This window comes from Vreelandella titanicae (assembly GCF_014697095.1).
In the GTDB taxonomy this organism is placed as follows: Bacteria; Pseudomonadota; Gammaproteobacteria; order Pseudomonadales; family Halomonadaceae; genus Vreelandella; species Vreelandella titanicae.
Map to the genome: position 1 here is coordinate 420,757 of NZ_CP059082.1, position 15,133 is coordinate 435,889.

Annotated in this window: 18 protein-coding genes and 1 pseudogene; 18 read left to right on the plus strand and 1 reads right to left on the minus strand. The window is 52.2% G+C overall.

Annotation, left to right across the window (positions count from 1 at the left end; genetic code table 11):
- Positions 1-66: 66 nt before the first annotated feature.
- From HZS52_RS01950 to HZS52_RS01980, 8 genes and pseudogenes are all read left to right on the plus strand, one after another.
- Positions 67-2,541, plus strand: a complete 2,475-nt coding sequence (locus tag HZS52_RS01950; RefSeq protein ID WP_138801702.1) for a heavy metal translocating P-type ATPase — start codon at positions 67-69, stop codon at positions 2,539-2,541.
- 33 nt (positions 2,542-2,574) lie between these two features.
- A complete protein-coding gene (locus HZS52_RS24600; RefSeq protein ID WP_008958488.1) occupies positions 2,575-2,703 on the plus strand; it encodes a hypothetical protein in 129 nt (42 codons plus the stop codon).
- Between the two features lie 65 nt (positions 2,704-2,768).
- Positions 2,769-3,599 (plus strand): thiol:disulfide interchange protein DsbG, encoded by an 831-nt coding sequence (gene dsbG, locus HZS52_RS01955; RefSeq protein WP_008958487.1) that lies wholly within the window; start codon positions 2,769-2,771, stop codon positions 3,597-3,599.
- Positions 3,600-3,661: 62 nt separating this feature from the next.
- Positions 3,662-4,339, plus strand: a complete 678-nt coding sequence (locus tag HZS52_RS01960) for a TVP38/TMEM64 family protein (protein ID WP_008958486.1) — start codon at positions 3,662-3,664, stop codon at positions 4,337-4,339.
- Positions 4,340-4,428: 89 nt separating this feature from the next.
- Positions 4,429-4,956, plus strand: coding sequence for a DsbE family thiol:disulfide interchange protein (locus HZS52_RS01965; protein ID WP_035586998.1), 528 nt, complete (start codon positions 4,429-4,431; stop codon positions 4,954-4,956).
- 67 nt (positions 4,957-5,023) lie between these two features.
- Positions 5,024-5,836 (plus strand): prolipoprotein diacylglyceryl transferase, encoded by an 813-nt coding sequence (gene lgt / locus HZS52_RS01970; protein ID WP_008958484.1) that lies wholly within the window; start codon positions 5,024-5,026, stop codon positions 5,834-5,836.
- The gene (locus tag HZS52_RS01975; protein ID WP_008958483.1) at positions 5,833-6,375 is read left to right on the plus strand and encodes a protein-disulfide reductase DsbD N-terminal domain-containing protein; all 543 of its coding nucleotides are present in this window, start codon (positions 5,833-5,835) and stop codon (positions 6,373-6,375) included. Before lgt ends, HZS52_RS01975 begins: the two co-directional genes overlap by 4 nt.
- Positions 6,376-7,111 (plus strand): annotated as a pseudogene (locus tag HZS52_RS01980) (sulfite exporter TauE/SafE family protein).
- Here the strand turns inward: HZS52_RS01980 and HZS52_RS01985 are convergent.
- Positions 7,108-7,533 carry a MerR family transcriptional regulator gene (locus HZS52_RS01985; protein WP_008958479.1) on the minus strand — a complete coding sequence of 142 codons (426 nt, stop codon included), beginning with the start codon at positions 7,531-7,533 and terminating at the stop codon, positions 7,108-7,110. The pseudogene HZS52_RS01980 and the gene HZS52_RS01985 sit on opposite strands and share 4 nt — an antisense overlap.
- Positions 7,534-7,778: 245 nt before the next feature.
- Here HZS52_RS01985 and HZS52_RS01990 point away from each other — a divergent pair, with 245 nt between their 5' ends.
- The 10 genes from HZS52_RS01990 to HZS52_RS02035 all read left to right on the plus strand — a co-directional run bounded on the left by HZS52_RS01990 (position 7,779) and on the right by HZS52_RS02035 (position 15,117).
- Positions 7,779-8,015, plus strand: a complete 237-nt coding sequence (locus tag HZS52_RS01990) for a hypothetical protein (RefSeq protein ID WP_190374062.1) — start codon at positions 7,779-7,781, stop codon at positions 8,013-8,015.
- 100 nt (positions 8,016-8,115) lie between these two features.
- The gene (locus HZS52_RS01995) at positions 8,116-8,556 is read left to right on the plus strand and encodes a DUF411 domain-containing protein (protein WP_008958477.1); all 441 of its coding nucleotides are present in this window, start codon (positions 8,116-8,118) and stop codon (positions 8,554-8,556) included.
- Positions 8,557-8,570: 14 nt separating this feature from the next.
- Positions 8,571-9,119 carry a TlpA family protein disulfide reductase gene (locus tag HZS52_RS02000; RefSeq protein ID WP_008958476.1) on the plus strand — a complete coding sequence of 183 codons (549 nt, stop codon included), beginning with the start codon at positions 8,571-8,573 and terminating at the stop codon, positions 9,117-9,119.
- 12 nt (positions 9,120-9,131) lie between these two features.
- Positions 9,132-9,515, plus strand: a complete 384-nt coding sequence (locus tag HZS52_RS02005; RefSeq protein WP_008958475.1) for a hypothetical protein — start codon at positions 9,132-9,134, stop codon at positions 9,513-9,515.
- 15 nt (positions 9,516-9,530) lie between these two features.
- The gene (locus HZS52_RS02010; RefSeq protein ID WP_008958474.1) at positions 9,531-10,274 is read left to right on the plus strand and encodes a cytochrome c biogenesis CcdA family protein; all 744 of its coding nucleotides are present in this window, start codon (positions 9,531-9,533) and stop codon (positions 10,272-10,274) included.
- Positions 10,275-10,297: 23 nt separating this feature from the next.
- Complete coding sequence (locus HZS52_RS02015) at positions 10,298-11,164, plus strand: WD40/YVTN/BNR-like repeat-containing protein (RefSeq protein ID WP_008958473.1); 867 nt, start codon at positions 10,298-10,300, stop codon at positions 11,162-11,164.
- Positions 11,165-11,216: 52 nt separating this feature from the next.
- Complete coding sequence (locus HZS52_RS02020; protein WP_223828032.1) at positions 11,217-11,627, plus strand: c-type cytochrome; 411 nt, start codon at positions 11,217-11,219, stop codon at positions 11,625-11,627.
- Positions 11,628-12,997: 1,370 nt separating this feature from the next.
- Positions 12,998-13,174, plus strand: a complete 177-nt coding sequence (locus tag HZS52_RS02025; protein WP_008958470.1) for a DUF2933 domain-containing protein — start codon at positions 12,998-13,000, stop codon at positions 13,172-13,174.
- Between the two features lie 40 nt (positions 13,175-13,214).
- Positions 13,215-13,559, plus strand: coding sequence for a hypothetical protein (locus HZS52_RS02030; protein ID WP_022522184.1), 345 nt, complete (start codon positions 13,215-13,217; stop codon positions 13,557-13,559).
- 220 nt (positions 13,560-13,779) lie between these two features.
- Positions 13,780-15,117 carry an APC family permease gene (locus HZS52_RS02035; RefSeq protein ID WP_008958468.1) on the plus strand — a complete coding sequence of 446 codons (1,338 nt, stop codon included), beginning with the start codon at positions 13,780-13,782 and terminating at the stop codon, positions 15,115-15,117.
- Positions 15,118-15,133 lie beyond the last annotated feature (16 nt).

Consider the following 15,133-nt stretch of genomic DNA (forward strand, 5'->3'; position numbering starts at 1 on the left):
CGACAGCAAACATGGGAATCAAGCTTGCATATCGGGTCGTCGATAAATTAACAGGAGATCTTCATTATGGCGCAAAACGTCGATATCGAGATTCGTGGTATGTCCTGTGCTTCCTGTGTTGGACGTGTGGAACGTGCACTCAGCCAGCAGCCAGGCGTGATCAACGCTCAAGTGAACCTCGCCACCCAGAAGGCGGCTATCCAGGTCGAAGCAGGTACCACGACCACTAGCCTACTCAACGCCATTGAAACAGCGGGCTATCAACCTGTGGTGGAAAGTCTCGACATTCCCATCACCGGCATGAGTTGTGGATCGTGTGTCTCTCGGATAGAGCGAACGCTAACGAAGCTGCCCGGCATGGTGGAAGTGAGTGTTAACCTTGCTACCCAGAAGGCCTTCGTTCGCTTCCTGCCGGGAGCCGTTTCGTTAACGCGTATTCAGCATGCCATCCGCGAGGCAGGCTATGAACCTCAGGATACCGATACGCCGCCACCAACGGACAGCGAGGACTGGGAGAGAGCCGAGCTTCGCCGCCGAGTCGTGCTCGCGGCAATATTTACGATTCCGGTAGTCATCATCGCCATGGGAAAAATGATTCCCGCTTTTGACACGCTGTTAACGAGTCTAATGCCGCATCGCGGCTGGATGGGCGTCGAGTGGTTATTGGCTACACCGGTGCAGTTTTATGCAGGTGCACGCTTCTATCGTGCCGGCTTCGCCGAACTCCGGCATTTTAATCCAGGCATGAACAGCCTCGTTATGATCGGATCGAGCGCTGCCTATTTTTATTCGGTCGCCGCCCTGCTGGTGCCCACGCTCTTTCCCGTCGGAACCGCCGTGAGCTATTTCGAAGCGGCGGCGGTGATCGTGACGCTAATCCTGCTCGGTCGTTATTTTGAACACATTGCCAAGGGCCGCACCTCCGAGGCGATCAAGAAGCTTCTGCAATTACAGGCGAAAACTGCCCGCGTCATACGCGAGGATGAAACCGTCGAGCTGCCTATCGACGCCGTCGTCACAGGCGATCGTATTTTGGTTCGCCCAGGGGAGCGTGTTCCAGTCGATGGCATCGTCGAGGAGGGTCACTCTTACGTTGATGAGTCGATGATCAGCGGTGAGCCCGTGCCGGTCGCCAAACAGAAAGATTCCGAAGTCGTCGGTGGCACTATCAACAAGAACGGTGCACTTACCTTTCGGGCCACGCGAGTCGGTGCCGACACTGTCTTGTCGCAGATCGTCAAGATGGTGGAAACGGCCCAAGCGGAGAAGCCCCCCATCCAGCAGTTGGCCGACAAGGTTGCTGGTGTATTTGTTCCCGTGGTCATCGCTATCGCCACGATGACCTTTGCACTCTGGTTCGCTTTCGGACCGGCGCCGTCTTTGTCGTTTGCTTTCGTCACTACCGTTAGCGTACTGCTAATTGCCTGCCCCTGTGCGATGGGCCTAGCCACCCCAACGGCCATCATGGTCAGTACCGGGAAAGGGGCCGAGATGGGAGTGCTATTTCGTAAAGGGGCGGCGCTTGAGACGCTGGCCAAAATGAATACGGTGGTGCTGGACAAGACCGGCACTTTGACCCAGGGGCGCCCCGAGCTGACCGACTTCGAAGCGATCAACGGCCATGAGAACGAGGTGCTGCGACTGGTCGCGGCGGTGGAAGCTCAAAGCGAGCACCCCATCGCCGAGGCTATTGTACAGGGCGCCAAGGCCCGCGGGCTGGAATTACCCTCGGTCAGTCGCTTTAGTGCCGAGCCTGGCTACGGCATTGAAGCCGAGGTCGACGGCCACTTGGTACATGTGGGAGCTGATCGTTACATGCTTCGGCTGGAAATCGAGCTCGGCCAGGCAGAAACACGCGCCAAGGTGTTTGCCGAGAACGCCAAGAGCCCGCTCTATGCCGCGGTAGACGGCCAGCTTGCTGCAGTCATCGCGGTGGCGGATCCACTTAAGGAGGGCTCTGCCGAGGCCATCGCAGCACTCAAAGCGCAAGGGCTGGAAGTGGCCATGCTCACCGGCGATAACCGTGCCACTGCCGATGCTATCGCCCGACAGGTTGGCATCCAGCAGATTCTCGCCGAGGTACTGCCCGACCAGAAAGCGGCAGAGATCCGGCGTCTCCAGGCGGAGGGCAAGCGCGTCGCTTTTGTGGGGGACGGGATCAATGATGCGCCCGCTTTGGCCCAGGCCGACGTGGGCATTGCGATCGGCACTGGCACCGATATTGCCATCGAGTCCGGCGATGTGGTGCTGATGAGTGGCGATTTGCGAGGCATCGTCAATGCCACGGCGCTCTCCAAGCGTACCCACCGGACCATTATCGGCAATTTCGTTTGGGCCTATGGCTACAACGTAGCGTTGATCCCCGTGGCGGCGGGCGTGCTCTATCCGTTCATCGGCGTATTGCTCAGCCCCATGCTGGCGGCGGCTGCCATGAGTGTTTCCAGTGTCTTTGTACTGACTAACTCGTTGCGGCTACGCCGTTTCACGCCAGATCCCGGCAATGCCACACCACGTCCAAACGAGGCTGTTCATCGCGCCTAAACCAAACACCGTAGTGTTAAAGAGGAATTCAAAATGATGGGAAGTGATAGTTGCATGTGGGGTATGGCGGGGATGGGCCTAATAGCGATCTTGTTGATTATTGCACTGGGGCTTGGTGTTGCTGCGCTTATCAAGTACCTGTTTTTTAATAAGAAGCACTAAAACCAGCCAGTAAATGTGATCGACCTAATCCCTTGGAAAAACAGTAATTGATAAAGAGAGCATTCATGAGGCATATCCTACATTCTACTTATTACCTAGCCGCTGCAGGTCTGTTAGGTCTTATTACGTTGCCTGCGTTGGCGCAGGAAGCAGGAACCGATGCCAATGAGAGTCATCAGGCCGGCATTGCCGCTAATACTGAGTCTCCCTTGCCCAAGACGATTACCGTGTTGGTGGATCAAGGGTTCACATTCCATGGCATCTTCGAAGCGCCTGACGACCTCCAAGGCTATGCCTTGTCTTATGATAATGAGCCTATGGCGGCTTATATTTCTTCCTCTTCCGACTATGCCGTCATTGGTACGTTAATCGACCCCCAGGGCAATGCCGTCATGGAAAGCCAGCTTCAGGCTCTGGTGCTGGAACCCATGCTGGAAGCTGCCTGGAGTGCGTTTGAAAACACTCGTTTTATCTCGGAGGGGAATGATGATGCATCGCATATTGTTTACACACTAACAGACCCCAACTGCCCCTACTGCAACGCACTCTGGAAGAATTCACGCCCGCTAATCGAGCAAGGCGTACTACAGCTTCGTCACGTGCTGGTCGGCGTGCTATCAGAGGACAGTCTTCGCAAAGCTGCCGCAATCCTTGAAGCCGACAATCCGGCTAGCGCTCTCGAAACCCATGAATTGGAATTTCGCAATGGCGGCATAAAACCGGTGGAGCCGTCGGAGGAGAGTCAAGCGCTGCTCAGAAAGCATGCCCAGATCATGCGCGAGGCCGGTGCTACAGGGACGCCGACCAGCTACTACCGTGATGAAGCCGGGAAAGTACAGCGTATCAATGGTGCAGTGTCGACCGACCAGCTTCGCGAAATATTGGGTGTTGAATGATACTCCATCACGGTACAGGGCTGAGATGACATGTCTCCCTGCTCCCCACAACTGAGATGGACATGGCAACCAAGCTTAGTGTAAAGCAAAAGCTCTTTTTGGGGCTCTCTCTACTGATGGGCTTGGCGTCCCTCTATTGGATCCTGATGGAGACCGGCGCCTTGTCGGTCTTGACCGATAAGCAGGCCTTGCGTGAATGGGTTGATGGGTTGGGCGTCTGGGGGCCATTGGCCATCATCTTTATGATGATTACGGCCATTGTCATGAGCCCGATCCCCAGTGGTCCGATTGCCATGGTGGCCGGTGCGATCTACGGCCCAGTTTGGGGAACGGCCTATGTCGTTATCGGTGCCGAAGCCGGCGCTCTGCTCGCTTTCTGCATTGCTCGTTTGCTCGGCTATGAGGTAATGCAACGCTGGTCGCGTACGCGTCCCATCCTTAACTGGCTGGGGAAGGAACGCTCTCAAACCGGCTTGATGCTCATCGTTTTTGCATCCCGATTGGTGCCCTTCATTTCGTTTGATGCCATCAGCTACGCGGCAGGTATTACACCCCTGTCCTTCTGGCGCTTTTTGATCGCCACATTGGCCGGCGTAATCCCCACGGCGTATCTGATCGTCAAGTTCGGCGAAGTGCTAATTACCGCCGACTCCCGTGGTCTCACGATCGCGCTGGTCCTCATCAGTGGCATCACATTGCTGCCGCTGCTGGCGAAACGCCTATGGGCTCGGAAGCCATGACCGATGCAACCTAGTGCTCCAAATCAACTTCCGTAAGCACTAACAATGCTCAGCAGGCACTTACCCGCTACTACCTGTGAGACGTATACGTGAAATCTCGGACATTGCTATTTTTACCCCTATTGGGCTTTTTTGGTTTGAGCTTTTTCTTTTATCAGGGCTTATCAATGGATCCTAGCGCCAGAGATTCCCCCTTGTTAGCTCAGCCGTTTCCGGCCTTCAACCTGACGACGCTGGAAGACCCCTCAAGGGTCGTTGATGAATCTCTTTTTAAAGATAAGGTGACATTGGTCAATGTTTGGGGAGAGTGGTGCCCCACTTGCAAGCATGAAATGCCGCAGTTATTGGACTTAGCCGCGCGAGGCGTCCGCTTGGTTGGCATCAACTACAAGGATACCCAGGCAAAGGGACTCGAGTTTCTTGACGAGTTTGGGAATCCTTTTGAAGTCAATATTTTTGATCCAGAGGGTAACCTAGGTTTTGAGCTAGGTGTTTATGGCGCACCCGAAAGCTATCTGGTCGATACCGAGGGCACTATTCGTTACAAACATACAGGTTACATAACTTCTGAAGATGTTGAGCGAGTCATCCAGGAAGTCGAGAAGTGGAAACGATAAAACGGCTCTTAAGACGCAATAATTTTTGTTGATGACTCCAACAGTAACGATTGATTAAGGAAGATATATGCTGCAATACCCTCAAATCGACCCGATCGCCATCGCCATAGGCCCTCTTCAGATTCACTGGTATGGCTTAATGTATGTAATCGGGCTAGTGGCCGCTTGGTGGTTGGGTCGGCGTCGCGCCCACCGACTCGGCCTAAGCCACGATGATATAGGCGACCTGATCTTCTACGCCGCCATCGGCATCATCGTTGGCGGCCGCCTTGGCTATGCACTGTTTTACGGGCTCGAACAACTGCAAGCCAACCCCCTTTGGTTACTAAAAATCTGGGAAGGAGGCATGAGCTTTCATGGCGGCCTTGCCGGTGTGTTAGTGGCTGCCTGGCTGTTTGCTCGCAAACATCAACTGGCTTTTATTCAACTGACCGACTTCATTGCTCCGTTAGTCCCCATCGGCCTGGGAGCGGGTCGCCTCGGGAACTTCATCAATCACGAGTTACCGGGGAGAGTTAGTGATGTACCTTGGGCAATGGTGTTTCCATCCATGATGGAGCTGGGCCCAGAGCCACGGCATCCTTCGGCTCTCTACGAGTTTGCCCTTGAAGGTGTCGTGTTGTTTGCCGTGCTGTGGTGGCTATCGCGCCGACCACGTCAGCGGGGCCTCATCTCTGGGCTGTTCCTGCTTCTGTATGGAGCCTTCCGTTTCATCGTAGAGTTCGTGCGCCTCCCCGACCCTCAGTTGGGATTCATCGCTTTTGGCTGGTTAACCATGGGGCAGCTACTGACACTACCAATGATCGTCGCGGGCTTTGCTCTGGTCGCTTGGTCCAGAGGTCAGCCAATGGATAAGCCAAAGGCGGCGTTAAACTCATGAAACAAGTCTTCGCTTTTCTAACGGTGGCACTCTTTATAGTCACCCCGGTAGCGGCACGTGAAGAGATGTTTGAGGTTGGTGACAAAAGTTCCCCCTTTAACCGTTCGCCCCAACGTGACTTTCTACCGGCTAAAGAAGCCTTCCGAACCACCGCCTGGCGAGACGATGATCGAGTTTATATCGGCTTCACCGCCGCCGAAAATTACTACCTTCACCGGCATCAGTTCGCGATTGAGAGTCTCTCTCAAGATATCAATTTCGGTGAGTTGGCTTTGCCTCCTGGCGAGCCAATGTCGCACGCGTCTTTAGGGAACATTAACGTTTTCTACGATCAGGTGTTGGTGAGTGCGCCCATCGAGGCGAGCGACACCGTTACCGGGCCGCTGGCCATCATGGTGACCTTTCAGGGCTGTTCCGACCAAGGACTCTGCTATCCACCCGAACAGGTCGAACTCGTATCACCGTACGGTTCGCCTCCGGCGGCCTTCACCATCAGCCCCTCCCGTGATACGGCGGGTAGCTCCAAAGGTGCCCCTTAAATGAATCCCGCCGACATGAGCCTGCCGCCGCTGGCGGCGGCCTTCGTCTTCGGCTTGCTGGGAGGCGCGCACTGTATCGGCATGTGTGGCGGCATCATGAGTGCCCTGACCTTTGCTGTGCCCCCCAGCATGCGACAGCCGAGGCGTTTAGCAGGTCTGTTGCTCGGCTATAATTTAGGTCGTATCAGCAGCTACATGATCGCTGGTGCCTTGGTGGCCCTGCTCGGTTCCGTGCTCAACCATGCACTGGACAGCTTCGCCCTGGTGTTGCGTATCCTGGCGGCGGTCATGTTGATACTAATGGCACTGTATATCGCCAACTGGTGGAAGGGCTTGCTACGTATCGAGGCACTGGGGCGCGTCCTGTGGCGCCGCATCGAACCAATAGGCCGTCGCTTGATGCCTGTTGTAAAAGTACCCCAAGCATTCGCACTTGGCTCGCTATGGGGCTGGATGCCCTGTGGGCTAATCTATTCGATGCTGGCCTGGAGTCTTGCTGTAGCCGAGCCATTGCGTGCCGCCGCGATGATGGGGGCCCTTTGGGCTCGGCACCTTGCCTGCCGTCCTAGCGACCGGAGTGGCAGCGCGCCGTGTCTCAATATGGATACGTAGCCCCGCGACTCGTACGCTAGCAGCGCTGCTGATTATTACGTTTGCCGTCTGGCAACTCTGGCATCTGCAATCCATGATAGGGATGATGGATACGCACAGTGCCATGACTTCGCCGCATCACTAATGATTACTTCGCGAATCATTAGCCTCGAAAACTAATTTACCTGTCCCAAGCGATTCGATTAGTTCCTTCAGACTGAAGCTTTCAGTCATCTTGTCTTGGTTCATGTTATCTAACCATCGCTCTATCACCTGGAGTTCTTGGGTCCGCAAGTTCAGACGTCGCCTTTGAGTGGCGAGTGGTACTGGTTCATTAAACTCTACGGTGCCTTGATCCGCCCAAGATAATATTTGTTTGATCTCTGGAAGACTAACGCCCAGCGAACGCAGGCAGTCGATAAAACGTAGGCGCCCCAAGGACTCTATATCGTAGAGTTGATAACCGTTGCGCGGGTCGCGGTGCGGTTGCAACAACCCTTCCCTTGTATAGTGACGTACTGTTTCTGCCGTTACCCCTCCCGTCTGAGCCAGCTCGGAAACTCGCATTGGCTTACCCTCATTTGTTTACTCGTAGCCAGCTTACAACCGCCAGGCTGCCCAAAGGTCAAGTCTTCAATTGAGCGTTTATGGCAAACCTTTCGGTTGTACATCGAAATTTAAAATGAGGCCTTGACCTTAAAGTCTGCTTTAAGGATATCTTACAAAAGCACCTCTGCCACAAGGTAAAAACCGTAATCAAGTCCTACCACCAGCTCGTTTGGCAGAGTGATTCACACACGGAGGAGAGTGTCATGCGTAAACGTAATACTGCGATCCTGTTTACCGCCATTGTTGCTGCCAGTAGCTTCGGAGCTAGCTCGCTTCTTGCCCAAGAAGAGAATCAGCAGGAGCCGATGGAGGGCAATGACATGCATAGCAATATGATGCAAGAAGGTGGTATGCACGACATGATGGGCGATATGAAATCCGTGATGGAAAAATGTAACGCCATGATGGAAAACATGCAGCATGAGAACGACGACGCTTGAAACGACTCGGATGGGGTTGCTTGTACGCAAGCAACCTTTTTCTTATGCGGGCAGCGTCAATGAGACCTTCCGCCCTGTTAACTAACCGGACACTCAATATATGAAACATTGGCAAGCGTTAGCTGTTACGTCTTTGCTGGCTTTTCCCGTATCGGGATTGGCGGCTGATATATCAGCGACCCTCTACAAAAATCCCAATTGCGGGTGTTGTGCCGAATATGCCAAATATTTGGAACAAAACGGCTTCGACGTGGAGACGGTCGACACCCATGATCTAGTGGAAATGAAAGCCGAGTATAACGTCCCTGAAGAACTGCATGGCTGCCATACCACGGTCGTAGGAGACTATCTCTTCGAAGGGCATGTGCCTGTTGAGAGTGTGACCCAAGTGCTTGATGAAAAGCCCTCTATCATAGGGCTGAGTGTGCCGGGAATGCCGCTTGGCTCACCGGGCATGTCGGGAGAAAAACGCGGCCCGCTCGAGGTCTATGCCATAGCCTCGCAACCGACCGATAGCCCCGACATTTACGCGACTCACTAAGGGATAGTGTGGCGATGAAACTACCCATCCTGGCAGGATATCTCGTAGCCGTATTTCTGATGACTGCCACATCCCTTGCCATGGCCGCCCCGTCAGAAAGCTCAGGGCCACAAGGGTTTCTTCTCTGGGCCACCCCCAACGACGTATCGGAAATCAGTTTCGAGGATAGCGGCGGCACCCCTTTAACGTTGGCTGACTTTGAAGGAAAACTGATTTTACTCAACATCTGGGCAACATGGTGTGGGCCTTGTCGAGAGGAAATGCCCACTTTAGATGCCCTCCAGGCTGAGCTTGGCAGCGATAATTTTGAAGTGGTCGCCTTATCGATCGACCGTAAGGGGATCGAGATTGTTAATGAATTTTATCAAGAGATAGGCATTGAGCATCTGGCTCCCTATATAGATAAAACCGGGATGGCTAGTGCAGATCTTGGGGCTGTAGGTATTCCCACGACGCTGCTACTTGACCGCCAAGGCAAAGAAATTGGGCGCCTCGTGGGGGAAGCCGAGTGGAACACTCAAGACATGATCGACTTTCTTACCGAAATGATTGCAACCAGATAATGAGGTAGCACCATGAGTTGTTGTGACGACAAAACCCAACAGAGCAAACAAAAATCGGGGCTACAAGGCCTGTTGACAGGGCCTCGCGGCCTGATGTTGCTGGGTGGCGTGGCAGTGGCTGGCGGCCTTGCTTTTGGCTGGGATAACCTGGTCTTGCTCGGCATCGCGCCTATTCTATTGAGCCTATTGCCATGTCTCATTATGTGCGGATTAGGCCTATGCATAATGAAGTGCAAAGACAAAAAAGGTGAAGCGACCGAGCAAAGCGACGCTACCAATGTTCAGGCCCAGGTAGAAGACGCTTCAGAAGTGAATGCCGACACAGCGCCCACCACTCACCAAATAGTAGATCAAAGCGAGTCAATCAAGCAGTCCTCGTCAAAATTCCAAGCCTAGCATAGGTAAAGGATAATGCTTGAAGTAGCCAATATAGGACTTGCCACTGCCTTTCTGGCAGGCCTGATCTCGTTTATTTCGCCCTGTGTTTTGCCACTTGTGCCTGGCTATCTTTCATTCATGACCGGCCGCTCGCTCGGACAACTACAGGAAGCGGATAGACGAGAGCGTCTTCGGGTATTAACCCAGTCAATGTGGTTCGTGCTCGGTTTTTCAACCGTTTTTTTGATGCTGGGAGCCAGTGCCACAGCCATTGGTCGTCTGCTGTTGGTGTATCGCCAAGAAGCAAACCTAGTCGGTGGCCTTATCGTCATCCTGTTTGGTGCCTTCATGACCGGGCTCATGCCGTGGCGCTGGTTTCAGCAAGAATGGCGGTTTATGGGTCGACTGAAGGACGTCGGCGGAAGCCGCAGTGCGGCTTATCTGCTTGGTTTAGCGTTTGCATTTGGCTGGACCCCCTGCATTGGCCCGATTTTGGGTGCCATTCTTACCGTCAGCGCTTCCACGGCCAACGCCTGGAGCGGCATGGCGTTGCTCGGCGTTTATTCTTTGGGTCTGGGTGTGCCCTTCATGCTGAGTGCTATTTCGCTCGATCGCTTCATAAAGCACCAGAAATTCCTGCGTCGCTGGGGGCATTTCATACATATAGCGGCTGGGTTGATCATGATTCTGATGGGTAGCTTAATGATCACAGGCAAACTATCCGAGCTGTCATATTGGTTATTGCGTACTTTCCCTGCCCTAGGTGTTATCGGCTAATCGTTATTTAAGGAAATATTGAAATGCACATGATCGTGAGTCGTTTTTTACGTGTCTTCTTACTGACAGGCTTGGCCGCAGTCAGCTTTGGCAGCGCCATTACGGCCTTGGCAACTGAAGAAGGGTTGCTTGCACTGCAATATGACGTAACAGGCAAACGACTGTTTAAAATTGAGGCTAACCAACTATTCCAGCGTGCCGATGAAGGCATGACCTGGAATGCGATTCCCTTGCCCGAAGACGTGAATGAAGGCCAGTTGCGCGCGGTATCGGTCCCCTCCACTGATCCGCAAGCGCTCTATATCGCAGGCCCCTCAATCGGGGTGCAGCGTAGCACCGACAATGGAGAAACCTGGCAAGAGCTTAGCGCTAACCTACCTAGCCGAGAGGTTACTGCGCTAGCTGTACATCGCCGTCAGAACGAAACACTTTATGCGGTAATTGAAGAAGACGGCATCTACCAAAGCGAGGATGCTGGCACCACCTGGAAAAAAATGGACAGTGGTCCTTCACAAAAGATTAACCGACTCGTCCACTCTGACATGGAAGGCAGCATGCAGACCGGCTGGCTCTACGGGGTATCGGACGATGCGGTGCGTCTATCGATGGACTGCTTTTGCGGTTGGAGACCGACCGGAGCACTTGATGCTGGCAGCGTCTATGATGTGGCTTATAGCCTTGGCAACCCAAAGCGAGTCTATGTGGTTACACAGCAAGGACTATGGCGTAGTGAAACGGGTGGTCAAGAGTGGCAACAAGTAGCTGGTGACGGCACAGAGCTCGTTGCACTCACACTCTCCGCCAAAGACACTCTCTATGGTTTAAACCAGAAAGGGGAACTTCTACACAGTGAAGACGAAGGCCAATCCTGGACTTATCCCGATGCGTAAGCACTGTTTTTTCACTGCCTCATGGCTGACGCTAATGGTTGTGGGGCACGCCATGGCTGAGGACCGTCCTTTTTCAAGCGATACTCCTCAGCTGGAAGACGGAAAAAGAGTTTACCGACAATACTGTGCTAGTTGCCACGGTACACAAGGCGAAGGCATGCCCAACTGGGAAGAGCAAAATGCTCTAGGCGAGTTACCTGCTCCACCACATGGGCCAGAGGGCCATACCTGGAAACACTCTGATGCCATGCTCTACCGAATTATTGCCGAGGGTTGGCGCGACCCCTGGAATAAAACCGATAGGCTAACGATGCCAGCGTATCAGGAAGTTTTGGCTCCCAGCGAGATACGAGATGTGGTGAATTATCTCAAGATATTATGGACACAAGAGCAAAGGCGTCACCAAGCAGACGAAAGTATTGAGAACCCCTTTCCAATACAAACTGGAATACCCCCAGAGTAAATAATAGTGTCTATGCCCTATAACAAATTTTCTTAGTCACCTTATGGGTCACCACACTGTTAGCTACCGTCTCAACCGCCCACTTGTGTTATTAAGTAGAAAACAACCTCTTGGTCCTTTTAACTCCGACAAACCTGCTCCCGGCGAATGCTAGCCCTTACTTAGAAAACCAACTTCGCATTGTCAGCGAATAAATATACACTTTAGCGAATCTCAAATGTTTATGTTGAGACATGGAAGTTAACAAATTTCATATAAAATAAACTTATTACCTAACGACTGAGGCGCCTTCAGGCTTAGTAAGATTGACTGGCTCACTTCACAATAAAGTTTTCGTCGCGCCACATATTTGATCTGAAGGCTGTGGAAGGGAGTTAGATTATTATGTTAGGTAAGCAATATAGTGTTAATAAACAACTAAGAGGTTCATAACGGTGACAACGACCCACTCCAGCGCTCGCGCTTATGGTTGCAAACAGGAGAGTACATATGTCCGTTTGGCTTGTAGATCGTTGACCTGCTCGTGCACATGGGCCTTAGGTGAACGTAAACCTGCTGACTTCGCGATAAGAGATTGACGCGTTTACAGAGCAGGAACATGTCGATACGATTTCCCAGGGATATCTGGGCTATGAACGTATTGGCGGCTATGAAGAGCTTCATGAGCACCTGGGAGTTAGCGTTTCAGACCCTAATGCGACCACCTATCGCCCTGTGCTGGCAATTTTTGCCACTGCGTTACTCATCGATTTTTCTGCCAGTTGGGAGGTTCAGTGCATAATATTCACTGCACGCGTGCTAGAGTATGCCGTAGCCACAGCGATCATACCCCCGGGTCTGCAAAAGCTGCAGGGCGTAGCGAGCTTTAGCGCCATGTTTCTCAACTATGACCTGCACGCCCAGCGCCAAGTCCCCTTCAGTTACGTTTACCTTCACGCCTAGATACTTCCGAAGCTACTAATTGCTGGCCGATACGCTTATCTGGCTGGCTGCGCCACTGGCGCTATTCGTTGGCACCGTGTGACAGGTTCTGTCTTTAAAGCGATATACCTCGATAAACGTGAGCTCAAGTGCGCCTGTGTCGGCAACAGTAATACCCATTAAGCTTTGTATCGCTCACCGAAAACCTAATGATGATGGGAATGAGGCTATGGATACCGCTTGGGTAATTATCGCCTACTTTTTGCGAGGCGCTTGATCAGGATCATATTTCCCTCCGATGCTGTTCAGGTTGCGTTCAGACAAATCATCCATGCTGTTATTGGGGTTATTTATTTGATTTTTCCCAAACCAACGGCCTTAACTGCTGTTGGCTCTTTGGGCGAGTTACTGAGGTGATTATGAGTAACAGTACAAGTAGTCGTTTGCTGATGTTGTGGGTGCCACTTGCTGGGTTTGTCATTTGGGCGGGATACCTGATTGGAACCGAGCACCGTCTCCACCTATTTCAGTTCTTACCTTTCCTCTTTTTGGCAGCATGCCCACTGATGCATATTTTCATGCATAAACACCACGGCGGTCATAAGGACAAAATAGACAAGGACTGAACCACTCTATATATACATGTACGCGCCTGGGAGAAAGACCATGAAAACGACACAACAAGAGCACCGCTTGGGTGTTTCCAAAAACACACTGGTGACTCGGAATTTAAAAATCAAGCCTAGTAAATCCAAACGCATTGAAGAAGCGCTGTCAGATATCGACCGACTCTATGGAATGGATAAGGTGGTCTACAACGAGAAAAACCGAAATATCAGCCTTGCTTACGATGCGCTGAGGCTCTGCATCGATGACGTTGAAAAAATTCTCAAGCTCCATGACATACAGGTCAGCGCTGATCGGTGGAACCGCTTTAAGAAGGAGTATTACCGTTTCGTCGATCAGAACGTTAAAGACAACGCTAAACAGGAACCTTGGAGCTGTCATTAATAGTCATAACGGCTACATGACACAACCAGGAGCAAGACTAGCTAGTTTAGGGTAAGAGCTGCTTGCCTGTGGCCTCGCAAAATCAGACCTTCCGTTAGTCATTTGCCATGTGGCTGCACATAGGTTCTATATTTAATTTATATAGCATCAAAAAACACCGCACAGGAGTCCTCGGCAGTTATTGCTGCTGTGGTTGCCGTTAATACAAGGAGTCGCTTTCATGGTTGGGCAGGATAGAACGCCACAATATAAAGAAAACAGTCTTTCGTTGGTCGGTGCCGTTGCATTAGGCACCGGCGTGATGATTGGGGCCGGTATTTTTGCGCTAACCGGCCAAATGGCCGAAATGACTGGTCGGCTATTTCCTCTAGCCTTTCTGGCCGCTGCCGTCATTGTCTCTTTCAGCGCTTATTCTTACGTTAAAATGTCCAATACCTTCCCATCAGCAGGTGGGATTGGCATGTATTTACAGAAAGCGTATGGCCCGACGCTTCCCACCGCCTTTCATGCCCTCCTGATGTATTTTTCCATGGTGATCGCACAGAGTTTTTTGGCGAGAACGTTTGGTTCCTACACGCTTGAGTTGTTTGACCTGGGGGATCGTTCACTATTTGTGCCCCTACTCGGGGTTGGTTTACTGCTAATAGCCTTTTTGATCAATTTATCCGCCAACCGCTTGATCGAGACCGTCGCCTCGGTGCTCGGATTTATCAAAATAGGTGGCATTATAGTGTTTGGTATTGTCGGCGTGTTTATTGCCGACTCCATCGAAATGGGTGCTGGCAACGATGCACCTACGCCTACGATAACGGGCTTTTTAGGTGCTACGGCGCTCGGCATACTGGCATTTAAAGGCTTCACGACGATTACCAATAGTGGTTCGGAGCTTAAAGATCCTAAGCGGAATCTTGGCAAAGCTATCACGATCTCGATTGCGCTATGCGTGGTGATCTATGCCCTTGTCGGTTTTGCCGTTGCCAGCAACCTATCTTTGCCTGAAATTATCGAAACCCAAGACTACTCCCTGGCCGCCGCTGCCCGTCCCGCACTGGGTGAAGCGGCAGTTGCGTTTACCGTCATTCTCGCCATGTTGGCAACGGCGGGCGGTATCATCGCCAGCGTCTTTGCCGTTTCACGCATGCTCGCCATGCTGACAGAAATGAAGCTGGTTCCTCACCGCCATTTCCACATGCCCGGCAGTGTACAAAAGCATACACTGGTGTACACCATCGTATTTGGCTTAGTGCTCACCGCTTTTTTTGACCTGAGCCGCATCGCAGCATTAGGCATCATTTTCTACCTGATCATGGATATGGCCATCCACTGGGGTGTGCTTCGTCATCTCAAGGACAGAGTGGGGGCTAATCCTGTTATTCCTAGCATTGCCATACTACTAGATGCTGTCGTGTTAATCGGCTTTTTATGGGTAAAAGCCATCTCGGACCCCATGGTGCTCATCGTTGCTGGCGTAGTAATGGCTACTCTTTTACTCGGCGAATGGATTTTCCTATCCAAACGCGACGCTTCAAACGATAGCGAGCACTCTCACACTCATTAACGTTAATAGCGTTATA

What these genes read in the sequence shown, in the direction of transcription:
- HZS52_RS01950 (WP_138801702.1), top strand. Translation starts at nt 67, where the DNA reads ATGGCGCAAAACGTCGATATCGAGATTCGTGGTATGTCCTGTGCTTCC.
- HZS52_RS24600 (WP_008958488.1), top strand. Translation starts at nt 2,575, where the DNA reads ATGATGGGAAGTGATAGTTGCATGTGGGGTATGGCGGGGATGGGCCTA.
- dsbG (WP_008958487.1), top strand. Translation starts at nt 2,769, where the DNA reads ATGAGGCATATCCTACATTCTACTTATTACCTAGCCGCTGCAGGTCTG.
- HZS52_RS01960 (WP_008958486.1), top strand. Translation starts at nt 3,662, where the DNA reads ATGGCAACCAAGCTTAGTGTAAAGCAAAAGCTCTTTTTGGGGCTCTCT.
- lgt (WP_008958484.1), top strand. Translation starts at nt 5,024, where the DNA reads ATGCTGCAATACCCTCAAATCGACCCGATCGCCATCGCCATAGGCCCT.
- HZS52_RS01975 (WP_008958483.1), top strand. Translation starts at nt 5,833, where the DNA reads ATGAAACAAGTCTTCGCTTTTCTAACGGTGGCACTCTTTATAGTCACC.
- HZS52_RS01985 (WP_008958479.1), bottom strand. Translation starts at nt 7,533, where the DNA reads ATGCGAGTTTCCGAGCTGGCTCAGACGGGAGGGGTAACGGCAGAAACA.
- HZS52_RS01990 (WP_190374062.1), top strand. Translation starts at nt 7,779, where the DNA reads ATGCGTAAACGTAATACTGCGATCCTGTTTACCGCCATTGTTGCTGCC.
- HZS52_RS01995 (WP_008958477.1), top strand. Translation starts at nt 8,116, where the DNA reads ATGAAACATTGGCAAGCGTTAGCTGTTACGTCTTTGCTGGCTTTTCCC.
- HZS52_RS02000 (WP_008958476.1), top strand. Translation starts at nt 8,571, where the DNA reads ATGAAACTACCCATCCTGGCAGGATATCTCGTAGCCGTATTTCTGATG.
- HZS52_RS02005 (WP_008958475.1), top strand. Translation starts at nt 9,132, where the DNA reads ATGAGTTGTTGTGACGACAAAACCCAACAGAGCAAACAAAAATCGGGG.
- HZS52_RS02010 (WP_008958474.1), top strand. Translation starts at nt 9,531, where the DNA reads ATGCTTGAAGTAGCCAATATAGGACTTGCCACTGCCTTTCTGGCAGGC.
- HZS52_RS02015 (WP_008958473.1), top strand. Translation starts at nt 10,298, where the DNA reads ATGCACATGATCGTGAGTCGTTTTTTACGTGTCTTCTTACTGACAGGC.
- HZS52_RS02020 (WP_223828032.1), top strand. Translation starts at nt 11,217, where the DNA reads ATGGCTGAGGACCGTCCTTTTTCAAGCGATACTCCTCAGCTGGAAGAC.
- HZS52_RS02025 (WP_008958470.1), top strand. Translation starts at nt 12,998, where the DNA reads ATGTTGTGGGTGCCACTTGCTGGGTTTGTCATTTGGGCGGGATACCTG.
- HZS52_RS02030 (WP_022522184.1), top strand. Translation starts at nt 13,215, where the DNA reads ATGAAAACGACACAACAAGAGCACCGCTTGGGTGTTTCCAAAAACACA.
- HZS52_RS02035 (WP_008958468.1), top strand. Translation starts at nt 13,780, where the DNA reads ATGGTTGGGCAGGATAGAACGCCACAATATAAAGAAAACAGTCTTTCG.